General features: G+C 64.6%; 20 protein-coding genes. 10 read left to right on the forward strand and 10 right to left on the reverse strand.

The features are described 5' to 3' along the window. Positions 1-151: 151 nt before the first annotated feature. Genes OSH12_RS17595 through OSH12_RS17610 form a run of 4 tightly spaced genes read left to right on the forward strand, consistent with a single transcriptional unit; the run spans position 152 to position 4,663 of the window. Positions 152-1,204 carry a substrate-binding domain-containing protein gene (locus OSH12_RS17595; RefSeq protein WP_266344896.1) on the forward strand — a complete coding sequence of 351 codons (1,053 nt, stop codon included), beginning with the start codon at positions 152-154 and terminating at the stop codon, positions 1,202-1,204. Between the two features lie 11 nt (positions 1,205-1,215). Beyond that, complete coding sequence (locus tag OSH12_RS17600; protein WP_266344898.1) at positions 1,216-2,724, forward strand: sugar ABC transporter ATP-binding protein; 1,509 nt, start codon at positions 1,216-1,218, stop codon at positions 2,722-2,724. After that, entirely contained in the window at positions 2,721-3,692 is a 972-nt protein-coding gene (locus tag OSH12_RS17605) for an ABC transporter permease (protein WP_266344899.1), read from the forward strand. The genes OSH12_RS17600 and OSH12_RS17605 overlap by 4 nt, the downstream gene beginning before the upstream one ends. Further along, positions 3,689-4,663 (forward strand): ABC transporter permease, encoded by a 975-nt coding sequence (locus OSH12_RS17610; RefSeq protein ID WP_266344900.1) that lies wholly within the window; start codon positions 3,689-3,691, stop codon positions 4,661-4,663. The genes OSH12_RS17605 and OSH12_RS17610 overlap by 4 nt, the downstream gene beginning before the upstream one ends. 743 nt (positions 4,664-5,406) lie before the next feature. On the opposite strand, the gene OSH12_RS17615 is transcribed toward OSH12_RS17610, so the two are convergent. Both OSH12_RS17615 and alr read right to left on the reverse strand, forming a co-directional pair. Then, on the reverse strand, positions 5,407-6,675 hold the full coding sequence (locus OSH12_RS17615; RefSeq protein WP_266344901.1) for a D-amino acid dehydrogenase: 1,269 nt from the start codon (positions 6,673-6,675) through the stop codon (positions 5,407-5,409). Beyond that, complete coding sequence (gene alr / locus OSH12_RS17620; RefSeq protein WP_266344902.1) at positions 6,672-7,838, reverse strand: alanine racemase; 1,167 nt, start codon at positions 7,836-7,838, stop codon at positions 6,672-6,674. The genes OSH12_RS17615 and alr overlap by 4 nt, the downstream gene beginning before the upstream one ends. A gap of 132 nt (positions 7,839-7,970) precedes the next feature. Here alr and OSH12_RS17625 point away from each other — a divergent pair, with 132 nt between their 5' ends. After that, a complete protein-coding gene (locus OSH12_RS17625) occupies positions 7,971-8,429 on the forward strand; it encodes an Lrp/AsnC family transcriptional regulator (RefSeq protein ID WP_266344903.1) in 459 nt (152 codons plus the stop codon). Between the two features lie 140 nt (positions 8,430-8,569). Here OSH12_RS17625 and OSH12_RS17630 read toward each other — a convergent pair whose 3' ends face one another. Beyond that, a complete protein-coding gene (locus OSH12_RS17630) occupies positions 8,570-8,761 on the reverse strand; it encodes a KGG domain-containing protein (protein ID WP_266344904.1) in 192 nt (63 codons plus the stop codon). Positions 8,762-8,981: 220 nt separating this feature from the next. Here OSH12_RS17630 and ykgO point away from each other — a divergent pair, with 220 nt between their 5' ends. Both ykgO and OSH12_RS17640 read left to right on the forward strand, forming a co-directional pair. Beyond that, positions 8,982-9,107 (forward strand): type B 50S ribosomal protein L36, encoded by a 126-nt coding sequence (gene ykgO, locus OSH12_RS17635; protein ID WP_266344905.1) that lies wholly within the window; start codon positions 8,982-8,984, stop codon positions 9,105-9,107. A gap of 190 nt (positions 9,108-9,297) precedes the next feature. Continuing rightward, complete coding sequence (locus OSH12_RS17640; protein WP_266344906.1) at positions 9,298-9,771, forward strand: tetratricopeptide repeat protein; 474 nt, start codon at positions 9,298-9,300, stop codon at positions 9,769-9,771. Positions 9,772-9,945: 174 nt separating this feature from the next. On the opposite strand, the gene pyk is transcribed toward OSH12_RS17640, so the two are convergent. From pyk to OSH12_RS17655, 3 genes are read right to left on the reverse strand one after another with little or no spacing between them, the layout of a single operon-like run. Then, positions 9,946-11,385, reverse strand: a complete 1,440-nt coding sequence (gene pyk / locus OSH12_RS17645) for a pyruvate kinase (RefSeq protein ID WP_266344907.1) — start codon at positions 11,383-11,385, stop codon at positions 9,946-9,948. Further along, positions 11,382-11,990, reverse strand: a complete 609-nt coding sequence (locus tag OSH12_RS17650; RefSeq protein ID WP_323180684.1) for a DUF1036 domain-containing protein — start codon at positions 11,988-11,990, stop codon at positions 11,382-11,384. Before OSH12_RS17650 ends, pyk begins: the two co-directional genes overlap by 4 nt. A gap of 51 nt (positions 11,991-12,041) precedes the next feature. Beyond that, entirely contained in the window at positions 12,042-12,950 is a 909-nt protein-coding gene (locus tag OSH12_RS17655; RefSeq protein ID WP_266344908.1) for a DMT family transporter, read from the reverse strand. Positions 12,951-13,096: 146 nt separating this feature from the next. Between OSH12_RS17655 and OSH12_RS17660 the strand changes: the two genes are divergently transcribed. From OSH12_RS17660 to OSH12_RS17670, 3 genes are all read left to right on the forward strand, one after another. After that, positions 13,097-13,858: an N-formylglutamate amidohydrolase gene (locus OSH12_RS17660; RefSeq protein ID WP_266344909.1), complete on the forward strand. Its 762-nt coding sequence runs from the start codon at positions 13,097-13,099 to the stop codon at positions 13,856-13,858. Between the two features lie 95 nt (positions 13,859-13,953). After that, entirely contained in the window at positions 13,954-14,262 is a 309-nt protein-coding gene (locus OSH12_RS17665) for a DUF1244 domain-containing protein (protein WP_266344910.1), read from the forward strand. Between the two features lie 89 nt (positions 14,263-14,351). Further along, the gene (locus OSH12_RS17670; protein ID WP_266330224.1) at positions 14,352-14,603 is read left to right on the forward strand and encodes a DUF2312 domain-containing protein; all 252 of its coding nucleotides are present in this window, start codon (positions 14,352-14,354) and stop codon (positions 14,601-14,603) included. 166 nt (positions 14,604-14,769) lie between these two features. On the opposite strand, the gene OSH12_RS17675 is transcribed toward OSH12_RS17670, so the two are convergent. The 4 genes from OSH12_RS17675 to OSH12_RS17690 all read right to left on the reverse strand — a co-directional run bounded on the left by OSH12_RS17675 (position 14,770) and on the right by OSH12_RS17690 (position 20,567). Continuing rightward, positions 14,770-14,943: a hypothetical protein gene (locus OSH12_RS17675; protein ID WP_266344911.1), complete on the reverse strand. Its 174-nt coding sequence runs from the start codon at positions 14,941-14,943 to the stop codon at positions 14,770-14,772. Between the two features lie 301 nt (positions 14,944-15,244). Continuing rightward, a complete protein-coding gene (locus OSH12_RS17680) occupies positions 15,245-16,996 on the reverse strand; it encodes a DUF882 domain-containing protein (RefSeq protein WP_380222943.1) in 1,752 nt (583 codons plus the stop codon). Between the two features lie 294 nt (positions 16,997-17,290). Then, entirely contained in the window at positions 17,291-18,970 is a 1,680-nt protein-coding gene (locus OSH12_RS17685) for a L,D-transpeptidase family protein (RefSeq protein ID WP_266344912.1), read from the reverse strand. Positions 18,971-19,067: 97 nt separating this feature from the next. Continuing rightward, entirely contained in the window at positions 19,068-20,567 is a 1,500-nt protein-coding gene (locus tag OSH12_RS17690) for a sigma-54-dependent transcriptional regulator (RefSeq protein ID WP_266345051.1), read from the reverse strand. Positions 20,568-20,708: the final 141 nt, after the last annotated feature.

Here is a 20,708-nt window from a genome sequence, read left to right on the forward strand (position 1 = left end):
ATACAGGCGACGTGTCTAGTATATCGGACAAATAATGGGAGCCCGGGCGGAGCGTTCACGGCGATTGGCAGAAAGGCCGCGTCCTGGCGACGGCGGTGTACTGCCTTGTCGTTTCCCTGCGCGTCGAGGCAAAACCTTCCAGGGGAACAACATGAAGAAGTCTTCGCTTTTTGCATCCGCAAGCGTCCTCGGCCTCGGTATCCTTGTGAACGTTCTTGGTGCCTCGCAAGCAGACGCCGCCGCCAACTGCATCAAGGGTGACCGCAAGGCGCCCTATACGCTGGGCTGGGCCAACATCTACTCGGTGCCGACCTGGATGAAGCAGACCCAGGGCACGATCGAAGCCGAGGTCGAGCAGCTGAAGAAGGAAGGTCTGGTCGACAAGCTCGTCGTCACCGACGCGCAGGGCGACGCCAACGTCCAGATCCAGCAGATCCAGTCGATGATCGACGCCGATGTCGACGGCATCATCCTGATTGCTGGTTCCTCGACGGCTCCGGCCCGCGTCCTGGCCGACGCCTGCGCCAAGGGCATCGCCATCATCAATTTCGACAGCCTGGTCGACACCAATGACGTGACCGCCAAGGTCAATACCGACTCGCACCAATGGGGCGAGCAGGCGACCAAGTTCATGATCGACGCGCTCGGCGGCAAGGGCAAGATCCTGATCCTGAACGGCCCGGCCGGCGTCTCCGTCAGCGACGATCGTCGCGCCGGCGGCAACGACCTGCTCAAGGCCAATCCGGACATCCAGATCCTGGCCGAGACCAACACCGCCTATAATGTCGCGCCGGCGCAGGAGGCCGTCACCAGCCTGCTGTTCGCCAATCCCGAGATCGACGGCATCCTTTCCTTCGGCGGTGCGCTTTCGGCCGGCGCGGTGCTGGCGCTCGACAAGCAGGGCCGCGAGCAGGTTCCGATTACCGGCGAGAACGCCCGCCAGTTCCTGGAACTCTGGAAGGAGAAGGGCCTGAAGAGCTGGGCGACGATGCAGCCGAACTGGCTGGGTGCGTTTGCCGCCTACACCGCCGTGCAGGCGCTGGAAGGCAAGGATGTTCCGGCGTTCGTCAAGATCCCGCTGCCGGTCATCGACAATTCCAACATCGACGAGTACCTGGCCCGCGCCAAGGATTTCCCGGCCGACGGCTACATCTTCTCGCCGTATGACCGCGATCTCTTCGCCAAGCTCCTGGCCCAGAAGTAAGGCTAGTCGTCGTGGTGTCGTCCGCGCCCATCCTCGCCGCGCGCGGGGTGTCGAAGGCCTTCTTCGGCAATCCCGTCCTGCGCTCGGTGTCGATCTCTCTCGAGCCGGGCCGCATCCATGCGTTGCTCGGCGAGAATGGCGCGGGCAAGTCCACGCTGATCAATCTGCTGTCCGGCGCCCTGCGTCCGGACAGCGGAACCATCGAGATCGACGGCAGGGCGGTCAGCCGCCACAGCCCGCCGGAAGCACGCCGCGCCGGTATCGCCGTCGTGCAGCAGGAACTGAGCCTGACCAACTCGCTGTCGATCGCGGAGAATATCGGCCTCGGCGCCTATCCACGCCGCTTCGGGCTGGTCGACTATGCGGCGCTGGCGGCCCGGGCGAAGGCGGCCTGCGACCTCGTCGGCCTGCATGAGCCGCTCGCGACGCCGGTCGGCGAACTGTCGCTTGGCCGCCGCCAGATGGTCGAGATCGCCAAGGCGCTCTATCGCAAGCCGCGCGTGCTGATCCTCGACGAGCCGACCTCGTCGCTCTCGGCCACCGAGACGCGTATCCTGACCGCATTGCTGGAAAAGCTGCGCGGCGAGGGCATCGCCATTCTCTATATTTCGCACCGCCTCGACGAGGTGATGCAGCTTTGCCAGCACGTCACGGTGCTGAAGGACGGCACCTGTACCGCCGATCGCCCGCTCGAAGGCGTCACCGCGGCCGGGCTTGTGCGGCTGATGGTCGGACGCGATCCCGGCGACCTGTTTCCGCGCTGGGACAGCACCCGGACCGAGCGCATTGCGGTATCGGTGGGAAAATTCTCAGCCGGGCTCATGCAGGATGTCGATCTCGAGGTCCGCGCCGGCGAGGTGGTCGGCATTGGCGGCCTGGTCGGGCAGGGACAGGAAGACCTGCTGCTTGGCCTCTATGGCGCGATCCCCGCAAGGGCCGCGTCGGCGGTGATCAACGATGCGTCGGGGCTTCCCTCCAATGTACCCCAGGCCAATTCGCGCGGGCTCGCCTATGTGCCGGCCGACCGCAAGCGCGAGGGGCTGCACCTGATCCATCCGATCGTCACCAACCTGATGCTGCCCTCCTTTGCCCGCATGCCCGCGCTGAAATTGCGCAGCCGCGCGAAGGAGCGCGAGACGGCGATGGGGCTGGCGCTGCAATTCGCCATCAAGGGCGATCTCGGTCGTGCTGCCCAGGCGCTGTCCGGTGGCAACCAGCAGAAGGTCGCCTTGGCGAAATGGATGCCGCTCGACCCTTCCGTGCTGCTTTTGAACGATCCGACGCGCGGCGTCGATGTCGAGACTAAGCGGGAGATCTACGCGATGCTTCGCGCCTTCGCGGCTTCCGGCAAGGCGGTCGTGCTTTTGAGCTCCGATACGCCGGAGCTCGTCCATCTCTGCGACCGCGTCGCCGTCGTGCGCGACGGGCGGATCGTCAGCCTGCTGGAGCGCGGTGATCTGAGCGAGGAGGCGATCGTCGCCGCCGCGATGGGCGCCGAACGCGAGAGGCAGGCGGCATGAGCCACGCATCGGTTTCCTCCACGGCCAGGTTCGGCTCGCTCTATTGGGCGATCCAGGCCAAGCGCAATATCGGCGTGCGCGGTCTGTTCGTCGTCGTGCTGGCCTTCATGGTCGCCTATGGCTTCCTGTTCCATGGCCTGTTCACCGGTTCCGGCTTCGCCAAGTTCACCCAGAGCTGGTTCCCGCTCGCGCTGGTTGCCATGGCGCAGGCGATCTTGATGCTGACGGGCGGCATCAGCCTCGCCATCGGCGCGCTAGTCAGCCTCGGCGCGGTGCTGGCCGCCACCACCATGACCGGGCCGCTCGGCGTTGCCGGCGGCGCGGCGCTGGTCTCGCTCGTCGGGCTCGGTATCGGCGCGGTGACGGGCGTCATCGTCGTAAAACTGCGCCTGCCGGCGATCGTCGTGACGCTGGCCGGCTCGTTCATCATCGCTGGCGCGGCGCTGCTGGTTCTGCCGCGACCGGGCGGTGCGATCCCGCCCTGGCTTTCGGACCTGCTCGCGGGCAACACGCCCGCCGCCTTTGGCGTGCTGGTCGTCGTCGTGCTGCTCTGGAAACTCTATCTGGCAACGCCGCTCGGCCTCAGCCTCTACGCGGCCGGTGAGAACCCGGTCGGCGCCTATCGCTCCGGCGTGCCGGTCGATGCCGCGCGGATCGCAGCCTACGCGATCAGCGGCCTGCTCTGCACCGGCGCAGGCCTGTTCGTGGCGGCGCAGACCGGCTCGGGCGATCCGATCATCGGCAATTCGTTCACGCTGAACTCGATCGCCGCGGCAGTTCTCGGCGGCATCGGTTTCCTCGGCGGCCAGGGCACCATGCGCGGCGCGCTCGCCGGCAGCCTGCTGCTCAGCCTGATGATCTCGGTGATGTTCTTCCTCGGCTTCACGCCGGTCGCGCAATATGTGGCGCAGGGCCTGATCATCATCGGCGCGGTCGCGATTCCCCAATTCCGCATGAGGGCCCGATGAGCATTCGCGACGCCGCTTTCCTGTCCCGATCCCGCCTCCTGGCCATTGTCACCAGCCGGCCGTTCCTGACCTTTGCCATCGTCGCTCTGGTCTGGATCGTCGCCAGTTTTGTCACGCGCGGCTTCGGAGCCTACGGGCACCTGCGCTATCTGGTCGAGCTTGCCGCCGTCATCGGCATCGTCGCGGCCGGGCAGACTTTTGTGGTCATCGCCGGAGGTATCGATCTCTCCGTCGCGGCGATCGTCACGGTGGCCGCCGTGGGCCTGCCATTGTTCGCGATCGACGCCGACCCGACCGGCCTGACGCCGATCCTCGCCGTGCTCGCCATGACGACGGCGATCGGCCTCGTCAACGGCCTTGGCGTGGCGCTGCTGCGCGTGCATCCGATGATTATGACGCTGGCGATGGCGACTTTCCTGCAGGGGCTGCTGATCATCATCGCCGGCGGCAGCGCCGTTACCGCCGCCAACCCGCTGGTCAGCTGGGTCGGCAATGCGCGGCCGTTCGGAATTCCGGCCGGCATCCTCGTCTGGGTAGTCGTTTCGATCGTGGTGCTGGTCGTCATGCATGCGACGCCGTTCGGCGCGCGATTGTTCGCCATGGGCGCCGGGCCGCTGGCGGCCAAGCTCTCCGGCGTGCCGATCGCCAGCACCACCATGGCCGTCTACGGCATCAGCGGCTTCATGTCGGGGCTCGCCGGTATCATCGTGCTCGGCATGAACGGGCAGGGCTATGTCGGCATCGGCGATCCCTACCTGCTCGCCTCGATCGCCGCCGTCGTGTTGGGCGGAACCTCGATCCTCGGCGGGCTCGGCACCTATGCCGGCTCGATCCCCGGCGCGATCCTGCTGGTGACGATCACGGCGCTGATCACGGTGGTCAACGCCTCGCCCGGCTGGCGCAGCATCCTGTTCGGCACGCTGATCCTGGCCCTGCTGCTGCTCTCGGGCCGCGAGGCGGCGCGCCGGTAATTTGGCTGAGCGGCCCGTCTGGGGCAACGCGTCTCCCTTAAGCGCATAAAAGTGGTCGCTGATGAAGATGTCCGAAATTTAACCCTTCGGACATCCGAGGCTTCTGGCAGTAATTGCGCCGCGGCGATGGGCGGTCCAGTGCCTGGTAACGCTCTGAAACGCCTGACTTTTCCCGAACTGCGCCAGACTGGCTCGGTTACCGGGGAGATCGAGCTTCGCCAATCCCGGTCGGCCCATGCGCCTCCGTCCGGCGAGCGGAAGTTGCCTTCCCGTGACTGTGCGCCAGTTCCTCCACCAGGCCGGCGACGCTTCACGCCTGAAGCGTGCGGCGCGGGTCCGGCAGAATTGGAGGAAGATCATGAACCGGAAATTTGCTCTCGCGGCCGCCTCGGCGATGGCTCTCTTCGCTCTCACCGCTGCCGCTCCTATGGCATCGGCCGCTTCGGGCCACGGCCTGAGCTGCAAGTCCGGCTCGGAGCCGATGCGGGTCATGGAGAAGGGGAGGCATGTGTGGCGGTGCGAACCGATGGGTCATCACACCTCGATGAAGTCTCATGGAGCTATGACGCCGCAAGGTGGCGCGATGACACCGCAGGGCTCCGGCGCGACCGGTGGGACCAGCTACTAGCGGCCTCTGGCGTCGGAGCGCTGTCGCATTCGACGCTTCGGGCTCGGCCAACAGGCTTTCGGGACGGCGCGGGATGCCCCGCCGTCCCATCTCTTGATGCCGCACGATGCGCGCTTCAAGCGGCCCGGCGGCCTTCATATCTCGCAAGGCCGAGATCGTTCGACTGGATATCCGGCTTCTTGCCGTCGATCAGATCGGCCAGTAACTGTCCCGATCCGCAGGCCATGGTCCAGCCTAGCGTGCCGTGGCCGGTGTTGAGGTAGAGATTGCTGAACTCGGTCCGGCCGATCACCGGCGTGCCGTCCGGCGTCATCGGGCGCAGGCCGGTCCAGTAGCTCGCCTGCGACTGGTCGCCGGCGCCGCCGAACAGATCCTCCACAGAGTAAACCAGTGTCGCCTTGCGGGACGGCGGCAGGTCGCGATTGAAGCCGGCGATCTCTGCCATGCCACCGACACGGATCCTGTCGCCGAGGCGGGTGATCGCGATCTTGTACGTCTCGTCCATGACGGTCGAGACGGGGGCGCGGCTCTCGTCGACGATCGGCACCGTGATCGAGTAACCCTTGACCGGATAGACTGGCACGCGCAGCCCGAGCGGCTTCACCAGTTTCGGCGTATAACTGCCCATCGCCGCGACAAACGCATCCGAAGAGATTTCGCCCGCACTCGTCCTGACGGCGACTATGCGCTTGCCCTCGGTGCGGACGTCGAGGATATCGACGCCATAGCGGAAGACGACGCCGAGCGCTTCGGCTCGCTTGGCCAGTTCGTTGGTGAACTTGAAGCAGTCGCCCGTCTCGTCATGCGGCAATTGCAGCCCGCCGATGATCTTCTCCCGCACATGCGCGAGACCCGGCTCCGCCGCGATGCAGCCTGCCGCGTCGAGCACCGAGAACGGCACGCCATCGCTCTTCAACACGGCGATGTCCTTGCCGATGCCGTCGAGCTGCTTTTGCGTGCGGAAGAGTTGCAGCGTCCCACGGGCGCGGCCGTCATATTCGATGCCGGTTTCCTCGCGCAGCGCGATCAGGCACTCGCGCGAGTATTCGGCCACCCGCACCATTCGGCTCTTGTTGATGGCGTAGCGGGCGGAGGTGCAATTGCCGAGCATGGCAATTACCCAGCGCCATGTATCGGCGTCGAGCATCGGCTGGATGATCAAGGGGGCGTATTTCATGAACACCCACTTCATCGCCTTTTGCGGGATGCCGGGGGCGGCCCAGGGCGAGGAATAGCCGGGCGAGATTTCGCCGGCATTGGCGAAGCTGGTTTCCAGCGCCGGGCCGGGCTGGCGGTCGATGACCGTCACCTCATGCCCCGCCTTGGCGAGATAATAGGCGGACGTCACGCCGATGACGCCGGCGCCGAGAATGGTGATCTTCATGACTGCCCCTGTCCGCTCGCGCGGCTTGCCGGATATGCGTAATGCCGATGGTAGCGCTGACCCAGACGGGTCAGGATCTCGTAGGAAATGGTCCCCGCGTCGGCAGCGATCGCCTCCAGCGTCTGGTGCGGGCCGATCAGCTCGACCAGCGCGCCGGGCGGAAGCGCGCCGTCGGGGAGCGCCGTGATGTCCACCATCAGGCTGTCCATCGATACGCGGCCGAGGATTGGCAGCCGTTTGCCGTCGAACCAGGCGGCGCCCGAATTGCTGAGAGAGCGTGGCAGGCCGTCGGCATAGCCGGCGGCGAGCGTGGCGATCCGTGTCTCGCGCGTCGTCACATGCGCGCCGCCATAGCCGACCGCCGTACCGGCCGGCACCGTTCGGGTCTGGATGACGCGGATGTCGAGTCGGACGACCGGCTGCATCGGATTGGCCGCGCCGGAGGACGGCGCCGCGCCATAGAGCGCCACGCCGGGACGTGCGAGATCGCCACGAAAGTCCGGCCCGAGAAAGACACCGCCGGAATTGGCGAGGGAGATCGGCACACCGGGGAAACGCTCGCACGCCCCGCGCATGGCGGCCAACTGGCGGGGGCTCGCAGCGTTGTCCGGTTCGTCGGCGCAGGCGAGGTGGCTCATAATCAAGACGAGTTGGATACCGGCGAGGCCGGATAGGTCGGAGGCCAGCGTCTCCAGTTCGGAAGCCGAGAGGCCCAGCCGTGACATGCCGGTGTCGACCTGCAGCGCGGCCTCCAGGGTGACGCTCCGCGAGACGGCGAGCGCCGACCAGGCGCGCACCTGCTCCAGCGAGTTCAGGACGGGAATAACGCCGAGCGCGGCGCAGGCGGCTTCACCGCCGGGCAGCAATCCGTTCAGGACGAACAGCCGGGCCCCGGGAGCCAGAAGCGGCCGCAACCGGACCGCCTCGATCAAATTGGCCACGAAAAAGTCCCGGCAACCCTCTGCATGCAGGACGCGAGCGACCTTGGCCGCGCCCAGACCATAGGCGTCGGCCTTGACCACGGCGGCGACGCGTTCCGGAGCCGCCATCCGGCAGAGATGCCGATAGTTCCCAGCCAGAGCGGCGAGATCGATGGTCAGCATGCCGCCAGCGGCCGCCTCGTCCGCTTCAATCCCGAAACGCAGTGCCAACGCCTGGTTCATCCGCCCGCTCGCCCGCTGTTCCGATCGATTGAGTCTATTGCGTCATCGTGCGAACTTTCGAGCGAAGAGTGCGGGATCGTGCAATAGACTTTTCTGGATTGGTCGTTCCTGCGAAAAATTGAAAGAAAATGCATGTCGGGTCTGGACGCCATCGACCGCAACATCATCCGCCTGCTCCGCCTGAATGCGCGCACCAGCAACGCCAAGCTGGCCGAGGCGGTTGGATTGTCCGCATCGGCCTGTTTGCGGCGCGTCAATATATTGGAGCAGACCGGGGTGATCCGGGGTTACACGGCGCTGGTCAGCACCGGGGCGGCGGAGGAGGGGATCGCGGTGATCGTGCAGATCACGCTCGATCGGCAGACCGAGGAGTACCTCAACCGCTTCGAGGCGGCGGTGCGGAAATATCCCGAAATCCGCGAGTGTTTTCTGATGACCGGCGGCTCGGACTATTTTCTCCGGGTCGAAGTGGATGGCGCGGCCAATTTCGAGCGCGTGCATAAGGAGATATTGTCGGCGTTGCCGGGCGTCGCGCGCATCCATTCGAGTTTTGCGATCCGCAACGTGCTGTCGTCTCGCCGGCCGGGCTGATCTCGGTGGCTTTCGAGCCCGAATCGGCGACCTCGCTGCCATCGCACCAACGCCGCCGTGACCCTCCTGGCTTCCGTCTTGCGGACAAAAAAGGACCCGCCCTTTGCTGGGCGGGTCCATCGGTTCATTCATGCGATGGGCTAGCGCTGGCCGCCCTTGTGCGAGGGGTCACGATCCTTGTTCTGGGATCCGTGCGAACCTTGCTGTGTCGTCCTGTCGGACGCCTGGCTCTGCTGCTTGGCCTGTTCGCCGCCCTTCTTGCCCATTTCGGAAGCTCGTTTCGGATCGTTTGCAAAATTGCCGGATCCGCCGCGTTGGTCTTTGTTGGGCATTTCACTCACTCCGCTGAACCCCGTCCGGGTAAGAAACCTCTCAGCCCGGCAATCGTTCCGAACTTTGCCGCATAACGTTACGTCGCAGGGCGCAATCACCGGATTCTGGCCGCTTCGTGTTGACAAGGCAGGTCACCGCTGACTATGGTCCGGCCGAAATTTCGAGCGGGTGCCTTGGCGCTCGTGTCGTTCCCAGAACCCTTTCACGAGCGTTGCCGCCATGAAGATCAAGAATTCGCTCAGGTCCCTTCTCGGGCGTCACCGCGCCAACCGGCTCGTGCGCCGGAAGGGCCGTGTATTCATCATCAATAAGGTGAATCCGCGCTACAAGGCCCGTCAGGGCTAATTGGCGGGCGCGCTTCGGCGCGCCGTCCGGATATGATTTTGACGATGCCCGCATGACGGCTTAAACTGCCATCATGCGGGCATTTGTCATTTCTCTCTTTGCGTTGGCCGCTCTCTCGTCGGTGTCGCTCGCAGCGACCCCTGATTCTGCCGATTCCTCCGGGAAGGACGGCGGGTTGACGAGCCAGAGCATGGACCAATTGTTCTCGACTCTCGCCAAACCAGGCGACGACGCGACAGGCAAGGCCGTCGAGTCGGAGCTGGAGCGACGCTGGCGCGACTCGGGCAGCGATACGATCGAACTGCTGATGCAGTGGGCGACCGAAGCGATCGCCACCAAGAATTTTCCCCGCGCCTTGGATTATCTCGACGCCGTTACCACGATGAAGCCCGATTATGTCGAGGGCTGGAATCGGCGCGCGACGCTGTTCTTCCTGCAGGACGAATATGGCAAGGCGCTTTCCGACCTGGAGAAGGTGCTGGCGCTGGAGCCGCGCCACTATGGCGCCTTGGCCGGGCTCGGCATGATTCTGAACGAGATCGACCGCAAGAAGGAAGCCCTTCTGGCGCTGAAGAAGGCAATCGCCATCGATCCTTATCTCGACGATCAGGTTCGCGATGCCATCAAGACGCTCGAGCCGGAACTCGACGGCCGCGAGATCTAGCTGTCGCTACCCACGTCACTCGAAACCCCTCGGGCAGCCGCTCCCTGACAGAAGCGCAAAAAAAACACCGGCTCTCCGCGAGGAGGCCGGTGTTGTCATTTGTCATTGGCGAGGCGCGCCACCCTCCAGGGGAAAGGGCGGTCTCGGATGGCCCTGGAAGGACCGGGGAGCCGCCTAGCGGCGCCCCTCTTCAGCGCCGGTGCCGACATAGGCAATGCGCAGCATGTTGGTCGCGCCCGGCGTGCGCAGCGGAACGCCGGCCGTGATGATGATCCGGTCGCCGGGCTTCGCGAAACCTTCGCGATTGGCGATGAAGCAGGCGCGGTTCACCATGTCGTCGAGGTTGTAGGCGTCGTCGCTGACGACGCAGTGCAGACCCCATACGACCGAAAGGCGACGTGCCGTCGAGACGATCGGCGACAAGGCGATGATCGGCGTCTGCGGGCGTTCGCGGGCGGCGCGAAGGCCGGTCGAACCCGAGGCGGTGTAGCAGCAGATGGCGGCGAGGTTCAGCGTCTCGGCAATCTGGCGGGCGGCGGCCGAGATCGCGTCGGCGCCGGTCGCCTCCGGCTCGGTGCGCTGGGCGTGCATGATGTTCTTGTGGTTCGAATCGAGTTCCACCTGGGTGGCGATCCGGTCCATCGTCTCGACGGCGTCGATCGGGAATGCACCCGCGGCCGACTCGGCCGAAAGCATGATGGCGTCGGCGCCTTCGTAAACTGCGGTGGCGACGTCGGAGACTTCGGCGCGGGTGGGAACCGGCGCTGTAATCATCGACTCCAGCATCTGCGTCGCGACGACGACCGGCTTGCCGGCACGACGGCAGGCGCGGGTGATCTGCTTCTGGATGCCCGGAACCTGCTCCAGCGGCATCTCGACGCCTAGATCGCCGCGCGCCACCATCAGCGCGTCGGAGATCTCGATGATCTCGGCCAGGCGCTGGACTGCCTGCGGCTTCTCGATCTTCGACATGATGCCGGCGCGGCCGGCGACGATGTCGCGAACCTCGGCGACGTCTTCGGGGCGCTGGACGAAGGAGAGGGCGATCCAGTCGACATTGGCCTGAAGGGCAGCCGTGAGATCGGCGCGGTCCTTGTCGGTCAGCGCGCCGGTCTTGATCGTCGAATCCGGAACGCTGACGCCCTTGCGATCCGAAAGCTTGAGGCCGACTTCAACCGTGGTCAGCGCGCTCTTGCCATCCGTCGAGATGACGCGCAGGCGGACCTTGCCGTCGTCGATCAGCAGGCGATGACCGGGCTCGAGAACTTCGAGGATTTCGGGATGCGGCAGGAAGACGCGGCCCTCGGTGCCGGGCGTCGGGTCGCTGTCGAGCGTGAAATTCTGGCCGACGATGATATCGACGGACTTGTTGGCAAAAGCGCCCAGGCGCAGCTTCGGACCCTGGAGGTCGGCAAGAATTCCGATGGGACGGCCGACATCGGCTTCCACGTTGCGGATGATGCCCACGAGTTCGTTCAGCTTCTCGTGCGTCGTGTGGCTCATGTTGATGCGGAACACATCGGCGCCGGCCCGGAACAGGGCCTCGATCATCTTCTTGTCGGAAGACGCCGGACCCAGGGTCGCGAGAATCTTGACCTTACGCGACCGTCTCATTTGCGTTGCGCTCCTTGCTGTGCAGGTTCGTTGAGCTGGATGGTCCAGCTGGTTTGTTCGCCGGTATCGACTTCGAAGAAGCCGGAACGATTAAATCCACGCGGCACGCAATCTTCGGTGCCTTCAATGGTAAACATTTTGTCTTTCGTGCACATCACGTATTTGCCACTCCACTCGCCACCGTGGTCGTAGTCGACCGCATAGACGTAATAGTATCGTGACACGAGGGTGCCGCTGACGAGCGTCTCGCAGCTATTGACCGGGACGTTCCACCAGCCTTCGGTCGTCCAGACTTTCTTGTCCTTGTAGCCAATGGCGACGCCGACGCGACTGGGCGTCTTGTTGCAGAGGCGCAGATCGGCGGATGCCGGCGCAGACTGCAGGAAGAACGCCGCCAGCGCGACAACGCAAAGCAGTAGGGCCGAACGCGGCCAATGTCGAAGCTCATATGATCGCATCGATGAGGTCGCGAACCGGTTGAGGCAGGAGGCAGCTTTATGACGCTGCGGCTTTCCAGCTGTCAACCTTGGCGTGAGGGGAGCGGGCGAGGAAAATGCCCGCTTTCGGTGCGGGTTGGCCGCCAATGTCAGTCCGTTGGATTGCATTATTGTGATGTTCAAAATAAACGCGGCGGCATGATGGCTGAAACCCTTTCGTCAGCCGCCCCGTTGGGGGCGGGCGATGAAGATACCGGCAAGAATGAGCGCGCCGCCGATGGCCTGCGGCAGCGACACGGCCTCGCCGAGAAACAGCCAGCCGGCTAAACCCGCCGCGACCGCTTCCAGGAAGATCACCAACGCTGAGAAAGCGGCAGGCAGATGGCCGAGCGCGAAGGCAAGCATACCTTGCCCACCGGCATGGCTGATGAAAGCGAGTCCGGCCAGCGAAGCGGCACTCTCGATCGTGTCGGGCAGAATGCGCGGCTCCGTCGCAAGCGCGACGGCGAGAAGCACTCCAGCGGTGATCACCGTTGACAGGAAAGTGATTTTTCCGGCCGAGGAGCGGCGGCGTGCCACGCGCACGGCGAGGAAATAGCCTCCGAAGAAGAAGGAGGTCGCGATGCCGTAGAGGTCGCCGTCGAGATGGTCCGGTCGCACGCGCCAGCTCATGCCGACCAGGAAGGCAGCCCCCAGCAGGCAAAGCCCAAGGCCCGCCAGAACGCCGCGCCCGACTTTCTCGCCGATCAGGAGACCGGAGCCTAGCACCACCCATACCGGCGCCATGGTGGCGAGGAACGTAGCGTTGGCGACGCTCGTCTTCAGGATCGCCAGGTGCCAGAAGAGCAGGTCGGCAGAGAACAGGGCGCCGGCCGCCAGTATGGCGCCATCGATTTTCCAGATGGAGGCGGCCGAGGCTCCCGACCGGCGCGCCTCGACCAGCGCCCAGGCGAACAGTAGCGGCAGCGCGCCGCCGACGCGCCAGAATGCGCTGGCGAACGGGCCGACATCCGTCCATCGCACAAAGATCGGCGATATGCCCATCGCCATCGCGCCCAGGATAAGGGCCGGAATGGCGAAGGCGGCGACGGATGAGGGTGGCGATGGGGCGGGCGATGCGGGCGGCAAGGCAATCTCTACGGAAGAGGAAGCACATTCCTATGGCAGCCGTTCGGCCGGGTCACTATCATTTAGCCATGCATGACGCTCCAAATCCAAGCTTGGCACTAAATCCGGGTCCCGCACGCGACAACGGGGCCGAGGCCGTCTTCGAAATGATTCCAGGCGACGATCGCGCCGGGCTGATCCTGCTCTGCGATCATGCTTCCAGCCACGTGCCGGAGGAATACGGATCGCTTGGCCTGCCGCCATCCGAGTTCGAGCGCCACATCGCCTATGACATCGGCGCAGAGGTTTTGACGCGCGCGCTGGCCGATCGCTTTGGCGTTCCGGCGGTGCTGTCGCATTTTTCACGGCTGCTGATCGATCCCAACCGTGGTCTCGACGATCCCACGCTGATCATGCGGCTCTCGGACGGGGCGGTGATCCCGCGCAACGCGAAAATCGACAGGGACGAGCGCGAAAACCGGATTGCCCGCTTCTACCAGCCCTATGACGATGCGGTGAACCGGACCATCGAGGCCGGCATGGCGAGCGGCCGGATCCCGATGATCCTGTCGATCCATAGCTTCACGCCGCTCTGGAAGGGTACGCCGCGGCCCTGGCACGCGGGTATTCTCTGGGATGCCGATCCGCGGCTTGCCTTGCCGCTGATCGATGGGCTGGCGCTCGATCCGGCCATCGTCGTGGGCGACAACGAGCCCTATCACGGCGCGCTCAAGGGCGACACGCTCTACCGCCATGCGACGAAGCGCGGCCTCGCCCATGCTCTGGTCGAGATCCGCCAGGATCTGGTCGCCGATCCGGCGGGCGTCGCCGAATGGGCGGATCGCCTCGGCAAGGTTCTTGTCGATCTCAAGGTCGGCGAAGCGCCGCACAAGGTTGAATTCTTTGGCTCGCTCGCTGATTCCAGATAGCGGTTGCCGAGTAGCGGCTCACGGTAGCGGCGCCGGCCGCAGAGGCGCTGAAACGGACCTTCGGGTCGATCCTCCATCTTCGAAGGCAGGCTGTCATGACCACCGAACTGGACCCACAGACGACGATCGAGCTTGAGGCGGCGGCGTTTCGCAGCCTGGTCGAGCATCTGCGCGCGCGCAGCGACGTGCAGAACATCGATTTGATGAACCTTGCCGGCTTCTGCCGCAACTGCCTGTCGAACTGGTATCGCGAGGCTGCCGAGGCAAAGGGAATAGAGCTCTCCAAGGAGGCTTCGCGAGAGATCGTTTACGGCATGCCCTACGCAGAGTGGCAGCAGCTCAACCAACGCGAGGCGACGGAGGAACAAAAGGTGGCCTTCTCAACCCGCCAACCCGGCCATTGACGCACCGACACATCCTTTGTGGACTTGACCCCTTCGCCTAAGTCGGGCACTCACGCTCGCCTGTCGCCAATCTTTTGAGGTTCCCCAACATGGCTGAAGATGAAGTCCAGGGTGTCGCCGCCGCCCAGCTCAGGTCCATTGTCGAGCGGATCGAGCGACTCGAAGAAGAGAAGAAGGCCATCGCGGACGACATCAAGGATGTCTACGGCGAAGCGAAAGCCAATGGCTATGACACCAAGGCTCTCCGCAAGATCGTGGCGCTGCGCAAGCAGGACGCCAACGAGCGCGAAGAGCAAGAGGCTATCCTCGAACTCTACAAGAACGCGCTCGGGATGGTCTGATCAGACTGTCTTTCTGACGGGGTCGATCGGAGCGCTGCTCCGATCGCACGCCGCAGACTGGCTGGCCGACGGCCGACCAGAGTCGTTCATCGTTTCAGGGAAACTCTGAACGGCGTTATCTTCACGCGAACCGGTATCCACTTCGCTCAAAAACGCTGCGGACGGGCTACTTGCCCTTGTTCTCGGCCGGAAGATGCTGGCCGTAAGTGCGGTCGCGTTCGTCCCGCGTCCGCACCAGATCCTCATAAGCCTGACGGGCTTCCGCCGACAGCGACACCCGTTTTCCCGGCGACGCCTGCTTGCGCGGGGCTTTCTTGAAGCGGTCGTTCGTTTCGGTCATGGCGCATGCATCCTCTCGGCTGATACTGCAAGCTATAACAGCCTAAGGCCCGCGCCGACAGCGCCCAGCGCAGTTTTGCGTCCGGTGGCCGGTCGCTCGGCAATCTCCCGCCAGCGCTTTCCGCTTCCTTTCCCTGCCCTGAATCGAGCCGCTGTCGCTTGTCATGCCGTTGCGCGTTCCTTGCTTTCGCGCAAGTTGAAACAGGAAGCGAGAAGGCCGGTGTTCTTCGCCGGCAACCGCGCAACAAAAAAGCGCCGTGGCAGGTCGCCACGGCGCTTTTGAATGCTTGAAACTGGATAGGTCAGCGCTTCAGGAAGGCTGTCCGTCCGATTGTCTGAACCGGTGCAAACTCTGCCGTGCCAAGCTGGTGAACCAGCGGGCCGGCGAAGCGGTCGGTGCGCAGACCCTCATACGCGATGCGGCCGAAACCGAGGCGGATGGAGCGTTCCGGCGCCGTGAACAGTTCCGGCATCGAGAAGGGCTGCGGCATCTGCAGGTTGGCGTAGGTCTTCTGACGCGTCGAGCCGCTGCGGGTGACGAGTTCGATTGTCGCCGCTTCATAGGCAACCGGCGTCAACCGGGCCAGCGGGTCGTTCGATACCACCGGCACCGCGGCTTGCAGCCCTGGGGTGGTCCCCAGCGAAGCGAGCTTCGTGCTGCCGTTCGAAGCCTTGGCGACCGGCTTTGCGGAATGACCGGCGACAAGGGCGCCCGAGGCTGCATCAATCTGCGGCGCGGTGGCTTCGTCGAAAGTCAGCGGTGCGGCATAGGCCATCATCGCGTCGCTGGAGGACGTGTCCTTGCCCAAAGCTTCGGCGATGGCGTCTGCGGCCGTGCCGGTCTTGCGCAGGCTCGCCACCTGAGCGTTGGCCTTGGCCGACGCGGTGGCATCAAGCGCTGCCAACGTGTCGGTGATGCCTTCGCCATAGGCCGGAGCCGCCTGGATCGGCGATGCCTGCGGGATCGGTGCGACGCTGGCTAGCGCCATGACCGGTCGGACGACCGGCGAGCGGCGCGGGGCCGGCGGGAAAGCGGTGTCGATCTCGGCAGCGGCCACAACGACGGCTTCCGGTTCGCGGTTCGGGGCAGGGCGCGGCAGCGGAGCGGACGCCGTAGCGAACGGAACGGCCTCAGCCTCGGGAGCCGTCGTCTCTGCGACAGCGGCGACCTGAACGGCATCGACTTCGGCTTCGACCGCCGGGGCCTGGCTCGGCTTCGCAGCCGGTGCGGCGGGCGCCGGGATATCGTCCTCGTCGACGGAATCATTGCCGGTCAGGCGGCTGAACCAGGACTTGCCCTTGGCGGGCGAAGCGCTGGCCATCATGACGGCGCCGCCAGCCTTGCGGGACTTGTAGGCGGCGAGGGCCTGCTCATAGCCGGGCAGTGGCCGGCCGTCAGAAGGCACATGCAGCGTCTTGCCGTCCGGGAAGATGCGGACGAGCTGGTCGCGCGTCATCTTCGGCCAGTGGCGAACGCTGCCCGTATCCATATGGACGAAGGGCGAACCGGAGGTCGGATAGAAGCCGACGCCACCTACCTGCATCTTCAGGCCAATGGCCCGGAGCTTGGCGAGTTGCACGTCCGGCAGATAGAAATCCATCGCCTTGCCGAGCATATGCTGGCTCTTCTTGGCGACGCCGCGCGAACGGGACCGGAGTGCGCCGTTGGTGGCGGGCGAACGATAGCCGCTGACAACATGGATCGGTTGCCGCGAGCCGCTCTGCTGGTAAACGCTCCAGATCAGGTCGAAAAGCTGCGGATCCATCTTCGTCGGCTCGTTCCGGCGCCAGTCGCGCAGGAAATTGTTGAGCTTCTTGACGCCGCCCGCATCAAAGCGGTTGCCGCGCTTGAAGACGATCGTCGCGCTTTCCTTGGTATGCATGTTGTAAAGCGTCAGCGCGCGGTCACCCGCTGCGGCATCAGCCTTGTTCACGGGCGCCGTCACGACCATCGAGCCGGAAACAACGGCGGTGGCGAGGAGCGTGCGGAGAGCAATGCCACAACGACGCAGCAGGCCCTGGTCTCGCTGATACTGATCGATGTGCTTAATCAATGTGCTTCTGCGTCCCTGCCCGAAATGGGCCCCCGTAAAGGGCAGAATGCTTCATGAGTGTTAATGAGCATTTACCGTAATCGACCTTTTTTGCACCTCACCGAGGGGCATCACTTGCCGATCACGGCAATGTCATTCCGCAAAATTACGACGGAGATCGTGGCAATAGAAGGGCAAAAAGGAAACCGCGCCGGAAATCGTCCAGCGCGGTTTGGCATGTACCGACGGTTCTGTCGACCCTGCCTCACCAGGCAGGCCGAGCGGTGACGCTGAAGAAATGGCGGATTTCCGCGGCTAAAGGCCGAGCGCCTTCTCCACGCGAGCGTTGTAGCCGTAGACATCGGGGCGGGTCTGAACCACACCGTCATCGTCGACGAAGGCAGTGAAATAAGTCAGGTGGATCGGGATCCGATTCGGCAAATTGATCCATTTTTCCTTGCCGCCGATCATTTTCCGCAGCCGCTGCGACGACCAGCCGCCCTGATGCGACAGCAGCACATCGGCAAATTCCAGTGGGTCCTGGACGCGGACGCAGCCATGGCTGAGGGCGCGAAGGTCCCGCTTGAAGAAGCTCTTGGATGGGGTGTCGTGCAGATAGACGGCGTGCTCGTTCGGGAACAGGAACTTGACGCTGCCAAGCGCATTATCGTCGCCCGGCGGCTGGCGGATCATGATCTGGCGCGGGTTCACAGTGCTCCAGTCGACCATCTGGGGATCCACGGGACGGAACTTGCCACCGACATTGGCGAGCACCTGATAGCCCTTGCGGGTCATGTAGTTCGGGTCGCGGCGAACGGCCGGCAGCATTTCCTTCATCGTGATCGAGGCAGGAACGTTCCAGCTCGGATTAACGACGATCGATTCCATCGCATCGGAGAAAATTGGGGTCTGGTTCGTGATCTTGCCGACGACGGAACGCGTCGAGTGGACGACCTTGCCGTTGTCGACGACCCGAACCATGAATTCCGGCACATTGGCGATGACATGAAAGCTGCCGAGATCGCGCGGCATCCAGCGCCAGCGCTCCATATTGGCGAGGATCTCGGCGGTGTTCGACTTGCCCGTGCCATTGATGAAGGCGACCGTCGCACTGCCGACGATGCCGTCCGCCTTCAGGCCCTTGTCGGCCTGGAAGCTTTTCACGGCCTGGGCCAGCGTTTCGTCGTAGACTTCAGGCGCTTCGCTCGGCGCCGGCAGTTCGAAACGCGCCCTCAGAAGCGGCACGCGGGCGTCCGTGAAGCCGAGCTTGATCGACTTGCCCTCGGGCACCGACGCGTGAACCGCGGGGGCCTCGCTGGCGCGCGCCTTGGCCAGGGCCTGCTTGAGGCGAAGATAGCCCTCATGCTGCGGGTCGTAGCCGGCGAGCGCCTGGGCGCCGTCTGGCGCGGTAGAGACGGTGGTGAGAACCTCGATCGGATCGGGCAGGAGCGGCTTCATGGTGATCAGCTTGCTGATCGACGATGGGTCGAGGCGACCGGCATAGGCCTGTCGCGCATAGGTCAGCACGGCCTTGCTGAGCAGGGCATCGACGGAGGCGGCAATGTCGGGGCCTGCCGGCGTGCGGGAGCCGAGCGCTGCGGGCGGCAGCTTGTAGGCGGCGGGATCGAGCCCATCCTCGGCGGCGGCCGCGATCCGATCCATGACTTTGCGGGCCTGGACCGTGTAGACGCCATCGACCATCCAGACCGGCTGATAATCGCGCTCGGCATAGAATTCGACCATCGCGGCGTGGTCGCGCTTGTCGTTGAACGAGGCCTTGGCAATCGGGGTTGCAAGCAGCGCTTTCAGGGCGCGGGCCGCCGGATCGCTGGCGACATCGGCCATGGCGAGGCTGGCGGCACTGCCGGCGCGCTCGCGGAACGTCTTGCCTTCCGGCAGATACGCATGGGCCGAGCCGACCGTGAGCCCGATCAGTGCCACGCCAGCCAGGAGGGCCTTCGTCGCCTTCACCATCATCTCGCTCGAACCCTTCATGACTTCCGAACCTTTCGAGCCGTACCGGAGCGATCCGTCACGGTTGGCGCCTTGGCACCCATAGACATCAATTCAGCCGATAGCGCTGCGATCCACGTCACTCAGCAGCAATTTTTCCGGCAACCGTTTTCTCGCCCATCTCGGCAATGCCGAGTTCTTTGAGTTTGCGATAGAGAGTCGAGCGTCCGATTCCGAGTTTCCGCGCTACCGTTGCCATGCGGCCACGGTAGCGATCGAGCGCCAGTTGGATGAGCTCCGCCTCGATCTCGGCCAGCGGCCGCACGTCGCCGCCGGCATCGAGGGCGCGGAGGTTGCCGGGGTGTTGTGGGGTCTCCAGAGCCGGAGCAGGCGTCGCCGCGACCGGCTTGGCGAAATGGAGCGCCGTCGACGTTGCAATACCGGCCGGAGATTTGGGAGTGCCCCCGCCCTGTGCCGCAATCTGCGGAAACTCGCCCGGAGTGAGCATCGGCCCATCGGCAAGGGCCACGGCGCGGAAAATGACATTCTCGAGCTGGCGGACATTGCCGGGCCAGGCATGTGCCATCAGCAGGCGCAACGCCTCCGGCGCAATGGCGCGCAGGTCGCGCTTGCCTTCTTCGGCGACGAAACGGGCGGCGAATTTTTGGAGCAGTTCGGGAATGTCCTCGCTGCGATCTCGCAGCGGCGGCACGCGGATTGGAAAAATGTTGATCCGGTAAAAGAGATCCTCGCGAAAGCGCCCTTCCTTGACGAGGGCAATCAGGTCGCGGTCGGTCGCCGCGATCAGCCGAAAATCGACTCGCACCGGGCGGCGGGCGCCCACTGGCTCGAACTCGCCCTCCTGCAGGGCGCGCAGCAACAACGCCTGAACGTCCGGCGACAAATCGCCGATCTCGTCGAGATACAGCGTGCCTCCCTGGGCCTGTTGCATCCGGCCGAGATACAAAGCGAGGGGGCTCGCGTCAGCCCTGAGCTGAGTCGGGCCGGCGGGAGGCTGGGGTGAAGATCCGCAGAAAACATGGACAAACGGCTTCGATCTACGGTCGCTGGAGCCATGGATCGCACGGGCGATCTGCGTCTTGCCGACGCCGCTTTCCCCCTCAAGCAGGATCGGCATTGGCGAAACCGCGGCGCGCTGGCCAAGCTGGACCACTCTCGCCATCGCCGGACTCGCGGCGATCAGGTCGTCCAATGTCAGAGCGTCGGCCGCAAAACGTCGTGTCCGGACCAGTTCTTTTTCCAAGGCGCCGAGACGCAAAGCGTTCTGGATCGAGACTTCGATCCGTTCGGGGGATGCGGGTTTGACCAGAAAATCCGTGGCCCCTGCGCGAATGGCGCTCGATGCCTGATCGACGCCGCCTTGCGCCGCCTGGACGATCGTGGGCAATCGACGGCCGGTTCGCTTCAGGTTTTCCAGAACGCCCATGCCGTCCAGTTCCGGCATGACGAGATCGAGGATCATCAGGTCGAAACGTCCGCCATCGGGCGCGGCCAGCCGATCGAGCGCGGCGCGACCATCCGCCAGCGCGACTACATCGTGGCCGAGTCGGCCTGCCGCATCGGCCAGAAGCCGCCTCTGGGCGGGATCGTCGTCGACGATGAGGATCTGGGCGGGCATCACGGCAGTTGCGGTTCCGGCGGGGGCGGTGCCCGCGCGTTGCGGGCTCGGCCTGTGCGGGCATGATCGGGTTACCGCGTTAACGCCCTGTTACCCGTGCGGTCGATGATCGCCTTCTGCCCACCGTTCCAGCTCGCGGTG

Origin of the sequence: Kaistia terrae (assembly GCF_026344005.1) — a bacterium.
Classification (GTDB): Bacteria; Pseudomonadota; Alphaproteobacteria; order Rhizobiales; family Kaistiaceae; genus Kaistia; species Kaistia terrae.

Bases quoted from the DNA above. Each gene is read 5' to 3' on its own strand.
- OSH12_RS17690 (WP_266345051.1), bottom strand. From the start codon at position 20,567: ATGCCCGCCCAGATCCTCATCGTCGACGACGATCCCGCCCAGAGGCGG.
- OSH12_RS17595 (WP_266344896.1), top strand. From the start codon at position 152: ATGAAGAAGTCTTCGCTTTTTGCATCCGCAAGCGTCCTCGGCCTCGGT.
- pyk (WP_266344907.1), bottom strand. From the start codon at position 11,385: ATGAGACGGTCGCGTAAGGTCAAGATTCTCGCGACCCTGGGTCCGGCG.
- OSH12_RS17685 (WP_266344912.1), bottom strand. From the start codon at position 18,970: ATGAAGGGTTCGAGCGAGATGATGGTGAAGGCGACGAAGGCCCTCCTG.
- OSH12_RS17650 (WP_323180684.1), bottom strand. From the start codon at position 11,990: ATGCAATCCAACGGACTGACATTGGCGGCCAACCCGCACCGAAAGCGG.
- alr (WP_266344902.1), bottom strand. From the start codon at position 7,838: ATGAACCAGGCGTTGGCACTGCGTTTCGGGATTGAAGCGGACGAGGCG.
- ykgO (WP_266344905.1), top strand. From the start codon at position 8,982: ATGAAGATCAAGAATTCGCTCAGGTCCCTTCTCGGGCGTCACCGCGCC.
- OSH12_RS17660 (WP_266344909.1), top strand. From the start codon at position 13,097: ATGATTCCAGGCGACGATCGCGCCGGGCTGATCCTGCTCTGCGATCAT.
- OSH12_RS17665 (WP_266344910.1), top strand. From the start codon at position 13,954: ATGACCACCGAACTGGACCCACAGACGACGATCGAGCTTGAGGCGGCG.
- OSH12_RS17625 (WP_266344903.1), top strand. From the start codon at position 7,971: ATGTCGGGTCTGGACGCCATCGACCGCAACATCATCCGCCTGCTCCGC.
- OSH12_RS17615 (WP_266344901.1), bottom strand. From the start codon at position 6,675: ATGAAGATCACCATTCTCGGCGCCGGCGTCATCGGCGTGACGTCCGCC.
- OSH12_RS17675 (WP_266344911.1), bottom strand. From the start codon at position 14,943: ATGACCGAAACGAACGACCGCTTCAAGAAAGCCCCGCGCAAGCAGGCG.
- OSH12_RS17610 (WP_266344900.1), top strand. From the start codon at position 3,689: ATGAGCATTCGCGACGCCGCTTTCCTGTCCCGATCCCGCCTCCTGGCC.
- OSH12_RS17640 (WP_266344906.1), top strand. From the start codon at position 9,298: ATGGACCAATTGTTCTCGACTCTCGCCAAACCAGGCGACGACGCGACA.
- OSH12_RS17630 (WP_266344904.1), bottom strand. From the start codon at position 8,761: ATGCCCAACAAAGACCAACGCGGCGGATCCGGCAATTTTGCAAACGAT.
- OSH12_RS17605 (WP_266344899.1), top strand. From the start codon at position 2,721: ATGAGCCACGCATCGGTTTCCTCCACGGCCAGGTTCGGCTCGCTCTAT.
- OSH12_RS17670 (WP_266330224.1), top strand. From the start codon at position 14,352: ATGGCTGAAGATGAAGTCCAGGGTGTCGCCGCCGCCCAGCTCAGGTCC.